General features: G+C 70.3%; 17 protein-coding genes. 9 read left to right on the forward strand and 8 right to left on the reverse strand.

Going from position 1 to position 15,567, the window contains the following annotated elements:
• Positions 1 to 76: 76 nt before the first annotated feature.
• Positions 77 to 1,036 (reverse strand): PEPxxWA-CTERM sorting domain-containing protein, encoded by a 960-nt coding sequence (locus ASG29_RS17330; RefSeq protein ID WP_055979080.1) that lies wholly within the window; start codon positions 1,034 to 1,036, stop codon positions 77 to 79.
• Between the two features lie 343 nt (positions 1,037 to 1,379).
• Here ASG29_RS17330 and cobT point away from each other — a divergent pair, with 343 nt between their 5' ends.
• The 7 genes from cobT (at position 1,380) to ASG29_RS01390 (ending at position 9,422) form a co-directional block, all read left to right on the forward strand.
• The gene (cobT, locus tag ASG29_RS01360; RefSeq protein ID WP_055979084.1) at positions 1,380 to 3,203 is read left to right on the forward strand and encodes a cobaltochelatase subunit CobT; all 1,824 of its coding nucleotides are present in this window, start codon (positions 1,380 to 1,382) and stop codon (positions 3,201 to 3,203) included.
• A gap of 86 nt (positions 3,204 to 3,289) precedes the next feature.
• Entirely contained in the window at positions 3,290 to 4,291 is a 1,002-nt protein-coding gene (locus ASG29_RS01365; protein WP_055979088.1) for a hypothetical protein, read from the forward strand.
• Entirely contained in the window at positions 4,288 to 4,914 is a 627-nt protein-coding gene (locus ASG29_RS01370) for an NADAR family protein (RefSeq protein WP_082515544.1), read from the forward strand. The genes ASG29_RS01365 and ASG29_RS01370 overlap by 4 nt, the downstream gene beginning before the upstream one ends.
• Positions 4,881 to 5,180 carry a ribbon-helix-helix domain-containing protein gene (locus ASG29_RS01375; RefSeq protein ID WP_235532724.1) on the forward strand — a complete coding sequence of 100 codons (300 nt, stop codon included), beginning with the start codon at positions 4,881 to 4,883 and terminating at the stop codon, positions 5,178 to 5,180. Before ASG29_RS01370 ends, ASG29_RS01375 begins: the two co-directional genes overlap by 34 nt.
• Positions 5,181 to 5,241: 61 nt before the next feature.
• Positions 5,242 to 7,635 (forward strand): TonB-dependent receptor, encoded by a 2,394-nt coding sequence (locus ASG29_RS01380; protein WP_055979091.1) that lies wholly within the window; start codon positions 5,242 to 5,244, stop codon positions 7,633 to 7,635.
• 52 nt (positions 7,636 to 7,687) lie between these two features.
• On the forward strand, positions 7,688 to 8,371 hold the full coding sequence (locus tag ASG29_RS01385; protein WP_055979094.1) for a Fe2+-dependent dioxygenase: 684 nt from the start codon (positions 7,688 to 7,690) through the stop codon (positions 8,369 to 8,371).
• A gap of 46 nt (positions 8,372 to 8,417) precedes the next feature.
• Positions 8,418 to 9,422: a PepSY-associated TM helix domain-containing protein gene (locus ASG29_RS01390; protein ID WP_055979097.1), complete on the forward strand. Its 1,005-nt coding sequence runs from the start codon at positions 8,418 to 8,420 to the stop codon at positions 9,420 to 9,422.
• 9 nt (positions 9,423 to 9,431) lie between these two features.
• On the opposite strand, the gene ASG29_RS01395 is transcribed toward ASG29_RS01390, so the two are convergent.
• Positions 9,432 to 10,031 (reverse strand): J domain-containing protein, encoded by a 600-nt coding sequence (locus tag ASG29_RS01395; RefSeq protein ID WP_055979100.1) that lies wholly within the window; start codon positions 10,029 to 10,031, stop codon positions 9,432 to 9,434.
• 32 nt (positions 10,032 to 10,063) lie between these two features.
• Here ASG29_RS01395 and ASG29_RS01400 point away from each other — a divergent pair, with 32 nt between their 5' ends.
• The gene (locus ASG29_RS01400; RefSeq protein ID WP_156457827.1) at positions 10,064 to 10,345 is read left to right on the forward strand and encodes a BolA family protein; all 282 of its coding nucleotides are present in this window, start codon (positions 10,064 to 10,066) and stop codon (positions 10,343 to 10,345) included.
• Positions 10,346 to 10,417: 72 nt separating this feature from the next.
• The gene (locus ASG29_RS01405) at positions 10,418 to 10,957 is read left to right on the forward strand and encodes a SixA phosphatase family protein (RefSeq protein ID WP_055979106.1); all 540 of its coding nucleotides are present in this window, start codon (positions 10,418 to 10,420) and stop codon (positions 10,955 to 10,957) included.
• 117 nt (positions 10,958 to 11,074) lie between these two features.
• On the opposite strand, the gene ASG29_RS01410 is transcribed toward ASG29_RS01405, so the two are convergent.
• The 6 genes from ASG29_RS01410 to fdxA form a co-directional block, all read right to left on the reverse strand.
• Positions 11,075 to 11,767, reverse strand: a complete 693-nt coding sequence (locus tag ASG29_RS01410) for a GIN domain-containing protein (protein WP_055979109.1) — start codon at positions 11,765 to 11,767, stop codon at positions 11,075 to 11,077.
• On the reverse strand, positions 11,755 to 12,468 hold the full coding sequence (locus tag ASG29_RS01415; protein WP_055979112.1) for a head GIN domain-containing protein: 714 nt from the start codon (positions 12,466 to 12,468) through the stop codon (positions 11,755 to 11,757). Before ASG29_RS01415 ends, ASG29_RS01410 begins: the two co-directional genes overlap by 13 nt.
• Before the next feature lie 55 nt (positions 12,469 to 12,523).
• Positions 12,524 to 13,279 carry a GIN domain-containing protein gene (locus tag ASG29_RS01420; RefSeq protein WP_082515545.1) on the reverse strand — a complete coding sequence of 252 codons (756 nt, stop codon included), beginning with the start codon at positions 13,277 to 13,279 and terminating at the stop codon, positions 12,524 to 12,526.
• A 65-nt stretch (positions 13,280 to 13,344) separates the two neighbouring features.
• On the reverse strand, positions 13,345 to 13,878 hold the full coding sequence (locus ASG29_RS01425) for a CarD family transcriptional regulator (RefSeq protein ID WP_055979118.1): 534 nt from the start codon (positions 13,876 to 13,878) through the stop codon (positions 13,345 to 13,347).
• A 190-nt stretch (positions 13,879 to 14,068) separates the two neighbouring features.
• Complete coding sequence (locus ASG29_RS01430; protein ID WP_055979121.1) at positions 14,069 to 15,040, reverse strand: proline iminopeptidase-family hydrolase; 972 nt, start codon at positions 15,038 to 15,040, stop codon at positions 14,069 to 14,071.
• 7 nt (positions 15,041 to 15,047) lie between these two features.
• Positions 15,048 to 15,389: a ferredoxin FdxA gene (fdxA, locus tag ASG29_RS01435; RefSeq protein ID WP_055979124.1), complete on the reverse strand. Its 342-nt coding sequence runs from the start codon at positions 15,387 to 15,389 to the stop codon at positions 15,048 to 15,050.
• Positions 15,390 to 15,567: the final 178 nt, after the last annotated feature.

Consider the following 15,567-nt stretch of genomic DNA (forward strand, 5'->3'; position numbering starts at 1 on the left):
TTCCCCGCGGGACGCGGCGCACGAAAAAGGGCGGCCCCGAAGGACCGCCCCCTGTCGTCCGCGATCGCGTCGCCGATCAGGCGAAGGCGATCCGCGCCTTCACGGCGGTGCGGCGGCGCATCGCGCCACCGACGGCGCCCATGCCCAGGATCATCAGCGCCCAGGTCGCCGGCTCCGGCACGCCCGGCAGCGCGGTGCCGCCGACGCCGGCGAAGCCGAAGATGAAGGTGGAAAAGCCCGGGGTGCCACCGTTGATGTCGCGCGCGCTCTGCCCGAACGAATAGACTTCCGCCCCGACGCGGCCCAGCGCGCTCAGCGCACTGGCCTCGTTCAGCGAGGCGCCGTAGAAGATCGAGAACTTCTGCGACGCACCGGCCGCCAGCGGCGAGAAGGTGAAGTCGAACAGCGCGCCGTGATCGGTCGGGCCCGCGTCGACGAAGTCACCGGTGTACGCGCCCGAGAAGGTCAGCGGGCCGTTGTTGTCCGCGAAGCCGTTCCGGTTGACGCCCAGCACGTTGGCGGCGCCGTTCGATCCCTGGATCGTGACATATTCGTTGAACGCGGTCGGCTCGATGTCCCAGTCCATCAGGCGGCGATACAGCAGGTTGCCGGTCATCGCGGCGCCGGACGTGTTCGTGATCGTCACGTCGACCTGGTACAGGTCGGCGGCGATGCTGGGCGAGAAGGAATGCGTGATGCTCAGCCCGCCCGAGGTCAGCGAGGTGTTCGACACCGCGGTCGAGCCCGTGCTGGTGAAGCTGTCGAGGGTCAGGTTCGAGATGCCCGACGCGTTGTTCGCATAACCCTGCACGCCCGTGCCCGCATTCGCGACGCCCCAGCCTTCGCAGGCGCAGCCCGCGCGCGTGCCGTCGACGTTGTTGCGGATGTCGAACACGCCGAAGCCGCCGTTGTTCAGCTGGCCTTCGGCCGAAACGCCGAGGCGGATGGTGCCGTTGTCGATCACGGCCTGCGCCGATGCGACCGACGGCGCCGCGATGCTTGCGGCGACGAGCCCTGCGAGAATAACGTGCTTCATGATAGTCTTACCCCCTAGTGCAAGGTCGCGTCCGCGACCTTGTTGCGATGTGACCGACGCATGCTGCGTCGCCGAAGTCGACGGACGTTGGCTGCTGTCGACTCGATCGACGTCCGCCACCCCGTTAACAAGGCGTTCATTATTGCGTCGATTCACCCCCGGCAACGGCTGTTACTTACAACAACTTCGCCCGAGTCTCGAACTGGTACGTTAACCGTTCGCGCCGTCGTGCCCGCGCCCTCCCGCCCGCTTCCCGCCTGCTTCGCGCGTGGCGGCCCCGGGGCGAAACGATTGGCGGCGGCGGGTCGTTGACCTGTCCCGAACGACGGACCACAGCTTTTCCATGGCCACAGAAACTCCCCTCGACCGCTTCAAGGCCGTCCTCGGCGGCACCGCCCGCGTCGTGGCGGACGAGCCGGAGCTGGAACTGGCGTTTACCGCGGACGCGCCCGCGCAATCGGGCAAGCACCTGAAAGTGCCGATGCCCGCGCGCGCGCTGCCCGCGGACCAGGTGGCGGAGGCGCGGGGGTTCGCGGATCAGTTCGCGTTGCGGCTGAAGCATCACGATATCGCGCTCCACGCGCGCGCCGCGCCCGCGGACGCGACCGCGCGCGCGGTGTTCGACGCGGTCGAATTCGCGCGGGTCGAGGCGCTGGGCAGCCGCGGCTACGCCGGGATCGCGGACAATCTGTCGACCGCGCTGGACGTGCGGCTGCGCAGCGACCCGATCAATCGCGCCCGCACGCGGGACGAGGTGCCGCTGTCGACCGCCCTGTCGCTGCTGGTGCGCGAGGCGCTGACCGGCGTCGCCCCGCCCGCCGCCGCGCAAGGCGGCGTGGCGATGGTCCGCGACTGGGTCGAATCGCGCGCCGACCTCGCGTCGCTCGCGCTCGCGATCGACGACCAGCGCGCGTTCCAGGGCCTGACGCGCAAGCTGCTGGAGGACCTCGACCTGGTCGAGGGCGAACAGATGCCCGAGGAGTCCGAGGACGAGGGCGAGGAAAGCGACGGCGAGGAATCCGGCGACGAGGGCGAGAACGAGGACGGCGAGAGCGAGGGCGGCGAGGGCGAGGCGCAGGTCGAGGCGCGCGGCGAACAGCGCGACGCCGACGATCAGGAGGGCGAGGGGCAGGAGGTCGAGAGCGACGAGTTCGACGATATCGACGGCGAACCCGGCGACGACGGGGAGGAAGGGATGCAGCCCGTCCGCCCCAACCGCCCGCCGACCGACCTGAACGCGCAGTTCGACTATCGCATCTGGACCACCGGATACGACGAGGTCGTCGCCGCCACCGATCTGTGCGACGCCGACGAACTGGCGCGGCTGCGCGGCTATCTCGATCAGCAACTCGTCCACCTGCAATCCGCGGTGTCGAAACTGGCGAACCGGCTGCAACGCCGCCTGATGGCGCAGCAGAACCGGTCGTGGGACTTCGACCAGGAGGAAGGGCTGCTCGACGCCGCGCGGCTGGCGCGCGTCATCGTCTCGCCCGGTAGCTCGCTCAGCTACAAGGTGGAGCGCGAAACCGATTTCCGCGACACGATCGTCACGCTGCTGATCGACAATTCCGGCTCGATGCGCGGCCGTCCCATCTCCATCGCGGCGATCAGCGCGGACATCCTCGCGCGCACGCTGGAACGCTGCGGTGTGAAGACCGAGATCCTGGGCTTCACGACGCGCGCGTGGAAGGGGGGACAGAGCCGCGAGGGCTGGCTCGCCGCGGGCCGCCCGCCCCAGCCCGGCCGCCTCAACGACATTCGCCACATCGTCTATAAAAAGGCCGACGAACCCTGGCGCCGCGCGCGCCCGAACCTGGGCCTGATGATGCGCGAGGGGTTGCTGAAGGAGAATATCGACGGCGAGGCGCTGTTGTGGGCGCATTCGCGCATGATGGCGCGGCCGGAGGAACGCCGCATCCTGATGGTCATCAGCGACGGCGCCCCGGTCGACGATTCGACCCTGAGCGTGAATTCCGGCTCCTACCTCGAACGCCACCTGCGCCAGGTGATCGACTGGATCGAGAAACGCTCCCCCGTCGAACTTTGCGCGATCGGCATCGGCCACGACGTGACGCGCTATTATGCCCGCGCGGTGACGATCATGGATGCGGAGCAACTGGGCGGCACGATGATCGAACAACTGGCGGCGCTGTTCGACGCGGAATGATTGCCTCCGGAACGGAGGCGATCCCCCGCCGCTTCACGCCGAGCACCTTATGACGGACCGCCCCGGTTCGATCGTGAGGAAAAGACGTGACGTTGCAGACCGATGCCGAAAGGCTCGCAGGTATCATCGCCGACTATCGTGAAGGCGAGATCGACCGGCCCGACGCCGCCCACGTGCTGCGATGGATAGCACAGTTTCCGGCTGCCGTGCGCGCGCCGCTGTTGGCCGAGACGACGCACGTCCTCGCGCGCACCTATGTCGACCGCCCTGCGATGCGCCGCTTCCTGTCGTCCGTCGCAGCAAGCAAGCGCTTCGCCGGTGACGATCCGGCGACGTTCTGGCGCGGCGTCGCCTTCCTGCGGATACAGCAGGCCGGAAACAGCCAGCGGGACATGCTCGCGCTGTTCGACGAGATATTGCAGGACGCGTTCGGTTTCACGACCGCGGATTGCGGTGCGCAGCCGCACACGCACGTGTATCTCGACGACGGCGTCTTCTCCGGCAATCGCGTCGCCACCGACGTGATGCGCTGGATCGAAACCGCGGCCCCCGCCAATGCCAGGATCGCGGTCGTCGTCATCGCGACGCACCTGTACGGGCGCTACAACGCCGATGGCCGGATCAGGAAAGCGGCCAGCGCGGCAGGAAAGGACGTGAAGCTCGACTGGTGGCATCAGCGGGAGATCGAGGATCGCAAGACGTACACGAATTCGTCGGACGTCCTGCGGCCCAAGAGCGTGCCGACCGAGGCGCAGGCCTATGCCGCGACGCTTCGCTATCCTCCCGTGCTGCGTACGGGCGACCAGCTGGGCGCCCTCAAGCTGTTCTCCTCACCCGCCGCACGCGACCTGATCGAACAGGAATTTCTGAAGGACGGCATCGACGTACTGGACCGGTGCCGCCTGCTGCGCGAGAGGCCCGCGATGCGCCCGCTGGGTGCGGTAACGCTGGCGACGCTCGGGTTCGGCACGATGTTCGTCACCTATCGGAATATCGCCAACGGCACGCCGCTCGTTCTATGGGCGGGCGATCCGTGGTATCCATTGTTCGAACGCAAGACGAACGCCAAGATCACCGGAAGGCGATGACAGACACCCAGGCCCGCCGTTATCGTCGCGAGGACGTCGTCGCGTTCCGACGCACGGGCGAGACGTTCGGCGGCCTGTCGAACATGGCGCCGGGTTATCCCGTCATGATCGGCGACCGGCGGGTAGCGACGGTGGAGGCGCTGTATCAGGCATGTCGCTTCCCGCATCTTCCGGATGTGCAGGAGATGATCCTCGCGCAGGGCAGCCCGATGACCGCAAAAATGCGCGCGAAGCCCTTCCGCTCGCGATCGCGTGGCGACTGGGACGACGCGCGCGTACCGATCATGAAATGGTGCCTGCGGGCGAAACTGGCATGGAACTGGCGGCGATTCGGCGCCCTGCTGGAGGAAACGGGCACCCGCGCGATCGTCGAGGATTCGCGGCGCGATCCGTTCTGGGGCGCCGTGCCGCAGGAAGACGGGACGCTGGAGGGACGGAACGTGCTGGGGCGCCTGCTGATGCAGCTTCGCGAACACTATCGGGACGATCCCGATTCACTGCGGTCCGTCAAACCCCTGCGCCTCCCGGACTTCATGTTGCTGGAGATGCCGATCGGTATCGTGGGGCCGGTCGGGAAGGCGCGCGGGGAGTGGGATCGCGCCGAAGCCGGAGCGTTGCTCTGACCATCGCCCCGCCCCCCGGCGGCTTCGTCGGACCGGTCAAGCGGTCGATCACGATCGCGGGGCATCAGACCTCGATCAGTCTGGAGCCGATATTCTGGCGCGTGCTGGAAGCGCAGGCGGACGCGCGCGCCCTGCCGCTGTCGGCGCTGGTCGCGCGGATCGATGCGGTGCGGATCGTGGCGGAGGATCCCCCCAACCTGGCCAGCGCGCTGCGGTCCTGGCTGCTGGCACAAATGTGCGACGACGATGCGAACATGTCGCAATAACGTTTGACAGTGCGAACGACTCTCAATAGCGAAGCCCCCGTCACCAAGGGGAACCAATCGAATGTCGTCCACCCTGTCGGGCTTCCTGGCGCTGTCCTGCGTCGGGTTCATCGCCAGCGCGCCCGCCTATGCCGCGCCGGAAACCGCGGCGCCGACCGACCCGCAGGACCGCGTCGCCGAACGCGACGCCGTGATCGTGAACGGCAAGCGGCAGGATCCGGCACCCGCGCTGGAAAGCCCGAAGGCCACGTCCGCGCTGCTCGACACGCCGCAGACCGTGACCGTCATCAGCGACCAGGTGCTGCGCAAGCAGAACCTGCAAACGCTGCGCGACGCGCTCCAGACCATTCCCGGGATCACCTTCGGCGCGGGCGAGGGCGGCGGCGGGTACGGCGACAGCATCAACCTGCGCGGCTATTCGGCCAATAACGACATCACCATCGACGGCGTGCGCGACAGCGCGCAGTACAGCCGCACCGACCCGTTCAACCTGCAACAGATCGAGGTCTACAACGGCGCCAATTCGGTCTTCAACGGATCGGGCAGCGTCGGCGGCACGATCAACCTGGTCAGCAAGGTGCCGACGCCCGAGACGCTGACGATCGCGCAGGGCTCCGTCGGGACCGACGATTACTATCGCGGCGCGATCGACAGCAACGTGCGCGTGTCCGATCTGGTCGCGGTACGGCTGAACGGCGTCTATCACCGCAACGACGTCCCCGGCCGCGATGTCGAGAAGTACGAACGCTGGGGCGTCGCGCCCGCGATCACGATCGGCATCGACGGCCCGACCAGCCTGACCTTGGCCTATGTCCATCAGGAGGATCGCAACACGCCGCTGTTCGGCGTCCCGTATTTCGACAACGGCGTCACCGGGGGCGTCGCGCCCGATTTCGACCGGTCGGCCTATTACGGCATCGCCAACCTCGACCGGCAGGATACCGACGTCGATCGCCTGACCGCGACGTTCCGCCACGCGATCGACGACGCCGTGTCGGTCCGCAACCTGACGCGGTGGCAGCGCGTGCGCCAGGACAGCGTGACCAGCGCGCCGCAGGGGACGTTCTGCCTGGCGTCCACCGGCCGCCAGCCGATCACGGACACCGCGACGGGCACCGTCGGCGCGCCCTGCCCCGCCACGGTACCCGCGGGTTTCTACCGCCCGTCCGGGCCGCGCGGCCTCGTGCGCGATCAGGAGAACCAGTTGCTGTTCAACCAGACCGACCTGCGGCTGGAACACGGCCGCAAGGGGGGCATCCGCAATACCGCGAACGTCGGCGTATCCTTCGCGGTGGAGGATTACGACATCACCACCGGATCGCTGCTGCGCAACGCCGACGGGTCGGCGGTGACGCCGCTGCCGCTGATCGATATCGCGAATCCCGACACGCGGTACACCGGCCCGGTCAACTACACGACGACCGCGCAATCGCGCAGCGAAACCACGAACGTCGCACTCTACGCCTTCGACACGCTGGAACTGGGGCCGCTGTTCGAGGTCAACGGCGGCGTCCGCTGGGAACGGCAGCGCGCGACGTTCCGCAACCTGCCGTTGCAGGTCGTGCCCCCCGGCACGGCCGCGCTGACCGCGCTGCAACAACGCGCGCAGGTCAGCGACGAACGATTGTTTTCCTGGCGCGTCGGCGGCGTGTTCCATCCGGTAAAGGACGTCAGCCTCTACGCCGGCGTCGGCAATGCGCGCACGCCGTCGTCGGCCACGGTCCGGCTGGGCTGCGGCGTGCCGACGACGGCGACCGCGGCGGATCCGTGCGCGGTCGCGCCCGAAACCGCGCGCAATTACGAGGCGGGGGTGAAGGCGGGGCTGTTCGGTCGGCGGCTGGAACTGACCGCCGCGGTGTTCCGCAACGAACGCACGAACTATCGCGTGCCGTCGAACGACCCGGCGCTGCCCGCGGGGTTGCAGGTGCTGGACGGACGCAGCCGCGTCGACGGGGTCGCGCTGGGCATTTCGGGCAACATCACGCCCGCCTGGACGATGTTCGCCAACTACACGTACCTGGACGGCAAGGTCCTGCAATCGATCTCCGACCGCGATCGCGCGGCGGGCGTCGCCGATCCGCAGGCGGGTGCGCGGCTGATCCAGACGCCCGAACATTCGGGTAGCCTGTTCACGACGTACAAGCTGCCGTTCGGGCTGGAGGTCGGCTACGGCCTGACCTACCAGGGCGCGTTCGTCGGCAACAATCCGGTCGCGGCGAACCTGCGCCAGTTCCAGGTGGACGATTACCTCATCCACCGCGCCTATCTGGCCTATACCATCGCGGACCGGCTGACGATGCAGCTGAACGTCCAGAACTTCACCGACGAACGCTACGTCACCACCGTGCGCAACAATATCAGCGCGACCGCTCCCACCGCGGGCGTCGTCACCGGCGGCTGGGCCAATCCGGGCGAGCGGCGGCAGGCGGTGCTGAGCCTGTTCTACAGCCTGTGATCGCGGTACGCCTCCCCCGCCTGCCGCGGGGGAGGCGACCGATGGAGCCGCCATGCTGATCGCGATACCCGACGTTCTGGATGCCGCCGGCGTGGCGCGGCTGCGATCGATCGTCGACGCGGGCGAGTGGGTCGACGGCAACGTCACCTCGGGCGCGCAGTCCGCCCTGGCCAAGCGCAACGAGCAATTGGCGGAGGATACGCCCGCCGCGCGGGAGGCGGGCGGGCTGGTGCTGGACGCGCTGGGCGCGACGCCGCTGTTCGTCGCCGCCGCGCTGCCGCTGAAGGTCTTCCCGCCCCTGTTCAATCGCTATGCGGGCGGACAGGCGTTCGGGATGCACGTCGACAATGCGGTGCGCACGCGGCGCGGCACCGACTTTCGCATCCGCAGCGACCTGTCCGCCACCCTGTTCCTGTCGCCGCCGGACGACTATGACGGCGGCGACCTGGTGATCGAGGATCAGTTCGGGGAAAGCCGCGTGAAGCTGCCCGCGGGCCACATGGTCCTCTATCCCGCCTCCAGCCTGCATCGCGTCGAGCCCGTCACGCGCGGCACGCGCGTCGCCTGTTTCTTCTGGGTCCAGTCGATGGTCCGCGACGACGGCGCGCGCCGCATCCTGTTCGACCTGGACCGCGGGGTGCAGGAAGTGGCCGTGGCGCAGGGGCAGGGCGATCCGGCGGTCGTGCGGCTGACCGGCGTGTACCACAACCTCCTGCGCCGCTGGGCCGACGCCTGACCGCTCGTCGTCGCGACCACGGCTGCACCAGGGGGATACATCCGACATGACCCGCCGCGCCTGGGCCCTCCTCCACCGCTGGCTCGGCCTCGGCATCGCGCTGGCCGTCGTCGCGATCGCGGCCAGCGGCAGCGCGCTGGTCTGGCGCGCCCCGCTCGACCGCCTGCTGTCGCCGGATCGCTATGCGGTCGGCGGCGCGACGATGCTGCCGCTCGACCGCTATGTCGCGACCGCGCGCGCGCGGCTGGGCGACGTGCGCATCGGCAACATCGTCCTGCCCGACGCCGTGGACGCACCCGTCACCGTCACTGCCGAGGACGGCCGGCGCCTGTACCTCGATCCGCCGACCGCGCGCCTGCTGGCGGTCCGCGGCGGCGACGACGGCGGTGCCGTGCGCGTCCTGCATCGGCTTCACGGCGGGCTGATGATCCCCGGCATCGGCCGCGCGATCGTCGGGTGGGTCGGCGTGGCGACGATCGTCCTGGCGCTGTCGGGCCTGTGGCTGTGGCGCCCCGCCCGCGCGCGGCGGCATCGGGCGGGGCGCGCCGCCGCGGTGCACCATGTCGTCGGCCTGTGGGGCGCGCTACCGCTGCTGGGGATCGCGCTGACCGGCACCTGGATCGCCTTTCCCGCGGCGTTCGCGCTGCTGACCGGGGAGGCGCCGCGCGCCGCCGCCACCCGCCTTCCGCCCCCGTCGCGCCCGCTCGCCCGCCCCGCGCTGTCGGTGGCGGCGGCGGCCGCGCTGGGCGCCGGGGTGGAACGGACGGCGCCGCTGCGCACGATCGTCTGGCCGACCGCGACGCGGGCCGACTGGACGCTCGCCTATGCGACGCAACCGATGCGCGTCGTCACCGTCGCCGACGACAGCGGGACGGTCGCGCCGGTCGTCGATCGCGGGCCGACGCTGGCGCGCTGGGTCCGGCGGTTGCACGACGGGACCGACATGGGGACCGCGTGGCGACTGCTGCTGTCCGCGGGCGGCCTGGTCCCGCTGCTGCTGGCGACGACGGGGGTCGCGATGTGGTGGCGGCGCCCGCGCCGCCGCGGCTGAGCCGAAGGATCAGGCGAACGCCTTCGCGCGCCGCAGGCTCTGGTACGCCGCGATCACCGTCGTCAGCCGCGCCTCGTGGCTGCGGTCGCCGCCGTTGCGGTCGGGATGATATTTGCGCACCAGTTCGGAATAGCGCCGCCGCAGCGCCATCCGGTCGACGTCCGGCCCCAGCCCGAGCGTGTCCAGGTTGCGGCGATCCTCCCCCGTCAACGGCTTCCCGTCCGGGCGCGGCGCGGTCGTCTCGCGGCGGAAGCGCGCGCCGATGGCGTCCAGCGGGTCGGCGAAGTCGCGCCAGCGCGGCCCGGGATCGCCCCCTTGCGCGAACGCGCGCGTCTCGCGCTCCCATCCCGCGATCGGGCTCTGCGCCACGCGGATCTCCTCCGCGGTCATCCCGTCGAAATAATTGTAGCCCGCGTTGAACGCGCGCACATGCTCCAGGCAGAACCAGCGGAACGCGGGCGGGCGGTTGCCGTCGCCCGGTCCCTCCAATGGCGGCGCGCGGAATTCGCCCGCCGCCGCGCATCCCGGATGCGCGCATTCCCGTCCCGTCCCCTCGACGCGGCCGTGGAAGCGCGGGCTCGGTCGTTCCTTCGACAAGGCTTTCGTCACCCTTTCCGCAAAAAGCGGCCTATATGGGGGCCATGACCGATACCGCCACCGGCCCCGTCGAACAGGCCATCACCGATCGTCTCACCGCCGCGCTCGCCCCGACCCTGCTGGAGGTGCAGAACGAAAGCGCGGCGCACCGCGGTCACATGGGCGACGACGGCACGGGCGAAAGCCATTTCCGCGTGGTGATCGAAAGCGCCGCGTTCGCCGGCGTCTCGCGCGTCGAACGCCAGCGCATGGTCAATCGCGCGCTCGCCGACCTGCTGGTCGATCGCATCCACGCGCTCGCGATCGTCGCCCGCCCCCCGGCCTGACGCGACGCTTGCCCGGCCCCGCCTGCTCGCCTAACCAATGATCCCGCCATTCGCCCCGGAGACGTGCGCCCCGTGAAGACGCTGACGCTGCTGCGCCATGCCAAATCGGGCTGGGACGATCCCGTCGCGCGCGATTTCGACCGTCCGCTCAATGCCAAGGGCCGTCGCGCCGCTGCCGCGATGGGGCGGCAGATGCGCGTCCTGGGCCTGTCGTTCGACCATGTCGTCGCCAGTCCCGCGGTACGCGTGACGGAGACGATCGGGGAGATCGAATCGGGCTACGGCCGCACGCTGGCCCCCGCGTGGGACAAGCGCGCGTACCTGGCCAGCAGCGCGATGCTGCTGGACATGGTGCGCGAGACCGACGACGCGCACGGCGTCCTGCTGCTGGTCGGGCACAATCCGGGGCTGGAGGAACTGGTGCTCGACCTCGTCCCCGATGCGGGCGGCGACCTGCGCGACAGCGTGGAGGAGAAATATCCGACCGCCACGCTGGCCGAACTGACCTTCGCGGTGACACGCTGGGCCGACGTGCGCGCGGGGCAGGCGGCGCTGACCCGCTTCGTCCGCCCGCGCGATCTCGATCCGACGCTGGGGCCGGACGAGGACTGAGTCTTCGCTCGGCGTTGATCCGGTCGAGGCACCGTCTCGCACCGGCGAAACCCCGAACACTAGCCGCCGATGGCGGACGGGACATCGCGGCGGGCCCGACACCGCCGCGCGACCAACTCAACGGCCGCAGTCGACCACCGTCCCGCCGGTGGCGCGCACCGTGCAGCGTGCGTTGCCCGTGACGGTCACGCGCCCGCCGCCGCTCGCCACCACTTGCGCACTGTGGCGTGCCGCCGCGCGCACCGCGCCCTTGCCGACCAGTGATATCGCGGCCGCATCCGCCGCCAGCGCGCCCGCGTCGATCGCGCCATCGCCGTTCAGCGTCAGCCGCGCCGTCGCCGCGCGCCCCGCCAGCGCCAGCGCGCCGCCGCCCACCATCGTCACGCCCAGCACGGACGCGTCGATCGCCGCGACCGTGACGGTGCCGCCGCCGGTCGCCGCCACGTCGACGCGCGTGCCCGACAGGCGCGCGACCGATACGGGCGCCGTCCCCTGCACCCGCAGCGCGGACAGGCGCGGCGTCGACAGGGAAACCCGCGCGAGCGGCGCATCGTCGCTCGCCACGCCCAGTCCGGTCGGCGCCGCGCCCTTCAGCCGGACCAGCAGCGTATCGCCCTCGCGCGTCACGGTCAGCCGGGCGAGGATCGCGCGATCCGTCGTCGCCGTGCGCGCCGACGGGCTGCCGACCGCGACCGACACCGCCACCGGCCCCTCGACGCGCAGCCGCTCGAACGAGCTTACCGGCCATACCTTGTCCGCCGCCGCCGGGGGCGCGGCGAGCAACGCGACCGGCAGCATCAGCCGCCGCACGTCACCTCGCCCGATCCCAGGTCCTTCGTGTCGCACCGCGCGCCCGCGCCCAGGTCGACGTCGCCCGATCCGGCGGCGCGCACCTTCGCCGGGCCGTTGACGGTCGCGCGCACGCTGCCCGATCCGGCGATGCGGATGTCGGCCTGGCTGGCGGTCAGGTCCTTCGCCTTCACGTCGCCCGATCCCGCGATCGACACCTCCAGCGCCTTCGCGGTGCCCGCGGCCTCGATGTCGCCCGATCCCGCGATCGAGAATTCGGCCTTGCCGACCGCCACCTGCGCGAAGCGGATATTGCCCGATCCGGCCAGCGACGCCTTCAGCCCGTCGCCCTGCGCGCGGTCGATCGCCATGTCGCCCGATCCCGCCAGGCTGGCGCCCGACAGCGCGGGCATGGTCACGAACACCTTCGCCTCGCCGGAGGAGAAGAAATTGCCGCTGCGCCGCCCGATCTTCAGCGCGTCGCCGTCCCGCTCGATCTTCAGCCGGTCGAGCACGTCCGAATCGCCCTCCGCCCGGACCGAGAAGGCGGGGCCGACCCGCACGTCCACGTCGTCGCTGCCCGCCGCCGCGACGCGGCTGAACCCGGCGACGGCATAGCTGCGCGCGTCGCCGGTCCCCGTTCCCTGGATTCCGGCACGGTCGTCGGCATCGTTGCCGCACGCGGCGAGCGGCAGCAGCGCCGCGATCAGGAACTTGCGCATCGGGCATCCTCCATCGTGTGTGTTGCCACGATAATACACGGCTCGCCCGACCGGATCAACCGCCGCAGCGCACCGTCCCGCTGCCCATGCGCGTGGTGCGGCATCGCGCGCGCGGGCCCAGGTCGACCGACGCGCTGCCGACCAGGCTCACGCGCGCCTCGCCGTCCACCTGCGCGCGTACGCTGCCCGATCCCGCGGCGGAAACGGTGGCGGACCCGGCGCGCAGGTCCGGCGCGATCAGGTCGCCCGACCCGCCCAGGTTCAGGGTCAGCGTCCGGACCTCGCCCGCGGTCGACACCTGCCCCGAACCGCCGATCGACACGGTGGCGTCGCCCACCGCCAGCCGTCCGATCGACAGTGCGCCGCTGCCGCCCAGCGCGGCGGCGAAGCGGTCCCCCGTCACGCGGTCGACCGTCATCCGCCCGGATCCGCCCAGCGCCACGTCGGACAGCCGCGGCATCGTCACCGCGATGCGGACGCGCCTGTCGGCGTCGACCTCGGCGCGATCGGCGCGCGCGTCGTTCGCGCGTGGCCCGATCTCCAGTCGCCCGCGTTCCACCACGACGCGCAACCGCGCGACCGCCTCGGGCGGGCCGTCGATGCGCAGCGACCATGCGGGACCGACGCGCACGTCCGACGACGCCGGTCCGCCGACCGCCAGTCTGTCGAAACCGGCGACGCGATAGACCGTCGTATCGCCCTGCCGCTCCCCCGCGATGCCCGGGCCGCGGTCGCGGTCGCGCGCACCGGCGGCGGGCGCGGCGGCGAGCAGCGCGGTCAAAGGCAGCAACATCAATGAAAAGAGGCGCATCGTCGTTCTCCTGCGAACCGGACGATGCGCCTCCTAGCGCTTTCGATTACGGATGTAAACGCCGATCAGGCGGGCACCTTGTCCTTGTTGTAGATCGCGGCGGCGGCGCGCAGGATCTCCAGGATCTTCTCGCTCGCGGCCGGCTCGTCGATCTGCTCCATCGCGGCCAGCTCGCGCGCCAGGCGGCTGCACGCGCCTTCGAAGATCTGGCGCTCGGAATAGCTCTGTTCGGGCTGGTCGTCGGCGCGGAACAGGTCGCGGACCACCTCGGCGATCGACGCCAGGTCGCCCGAGTTGATCTTCGCCTCATATTCCTGCGCGCGGCGCGACCACATCGTGCGCTTGACGCGGGGCTTGCCCTTCAGCGTCTCCATCGCCTCGCGCATCGTCTTGTCGCTGGACAGCTTGCGCATGCCGACGCTCTCGGCCTTGTTCGTGGGGACGCGCAACGTCATGCGCTCCTTCTCGAACCGCAGGACGTACAGCTCCAGCTGCATCCCCGCGATCTCCTGTTTCTGCAACTCGATGACACGGCCGACCCCGTGCTTCGGGTAAACGACATAATCACCGACATCGAAATGCAGAGCCTTGGCAGCCATGGGTGGCCTTTCGTTCTGAATGCCCCGCCGTAGCGGCGCCGGTGCGCAGGCGGTGCGCATCGATGCTGGCGGGAAAGGGTTCTAGACGTCTCCGGCCCGCGCGCGATCGAGGATCGATCATGCAGGGTCGTATACGACGTACCACGTTATTGGAAAAAATGCCAGCGCGGCCTGCGCCGTCCGCGGCGCCTCAGTCGTGCCGCGCCAGGAACGCGCGCAGGATCGCGATCGTCTCGTCCGGGCGATCGGCGAACAGCGCGTGGCCCGCGCCGGGCACCACCGCCAGTTCCGCATCGGGCACCCTTTGGGCGAAGGCGGCGACGGTGGCCGGGCGCGCCTCGTCATACTGCCCCGCCACGAACAACGCCCGCCGCCCGTCCAGCCGCGCGAGCAGCGGCGTCCCGTCATAGTCCTTCAGCGTGCCGGTCGCGGTGAATTCGGTCGGCCCCCACATGGCCGCATACATCCGGTCGTTGCCCGTCACCCCCGCGGCGGCGGCATAGGCCGCGACCGCGGGGTTGCGCCGCGTGCGGACCATGTGGCGGGCGTAGAAGGCGTCCTCCGCCGCGGTGCACGCGGGCTTCGCGGGCGGCAGGGGACGCTCGCACGCGGTCAGCGTCGCCTGCACGTCCGCGGGCAGCAAGGCGCGCCACGCATCGCTGTCCGCGATCCAGCGCGTCGTCGAGATCAGCGGACTGCCCAGAACAAGTCCCGCCAGCGCCGCGGGCCGCCGCGCGCCATATTCCAGCGCCAGCGTCCCGCCCCAGCTGAATCCGCCCATGTGCCATCGCGGGACGTTCAGCGCGCGGCGGATCGCCTCCAGCTCGTCGGTGAAGCGCGCCACGGTCCACAGTCTCGGATCGTTCGGCCGTTCCGACCGCCCGGTGTCGAGCTGGTCGTACAGGATGACGGCGCGCTGATCGGCCAGCGCGATCGCCTCCACCAGCCCCGCATGCGTGCCGCCCGGCCCGCCGTGCGCCAGGATGACGGGCGGTCGCGGGCCCGACAGGTCGCCGTCGACGCGCACGTACACGCGCCCGCCCGGCACCGGCACCATCGCTTCCCTCGTCGGGGGCGGGACCGTGGCCAGCCCCTTCGCCGCGCCCGCACGCGCCAGCGGCAGCGCCGCCGCCCCGGCCAGCAGCGCGCGGCGGGTCAGCATGCGCGGATCAGTCGCCCGCGCCCGGCTCCGGCGAGAAATACTTGTCGTACTTCCCTTCCTCGCCCTTGTGCTCGTCCGCGTCGGCGGGGGTCTGGTCCCCCTTGCGCGTCACGTTGGGCCATTGCGCGGAGAAGGTGGTGTTCAGCTCCAGCCACTGCTCCAGCCCGTTCTCGGTATCGGGCAGGATCGCCTCCGCGGGGCATTCCGGCTCGCACACGCCGCAGTCGATGCACTCGCTGGGATTGATGACGAGCATGTTGTCGCCTTCGTAGAAGCAGTCGACCGGACACACTTCCACGCAGTCCATGTACTTGCAGCGGATGCACGCGTCGGTGACGACGTAGGTCATGGCCTGTTCTACCCTCTTTGTCCGTTGCAACGGCTGCTATGCCTGCCGCGGGGAGGCGTCAATAATCCGCGGCCTGATGCGACACGTTCGCGTTTGTCTGATGCCCTCTCGGGCATGTCGCCTGGCCGGCCCTCTCCCCCGCCCCGCCTCCCATGTCAGTATATTGAATGGGAGGCGG

Origin of the sequence: Sphingomonas sp. Leaf412 (assembly GCF_001425405.1) — a bacterium.
Lineage (GTDB): Bacteria > Pseudomonadota > Alphaproteobacteria > Sphingomonadales > Sphingomonadaceae > Sphingomonas.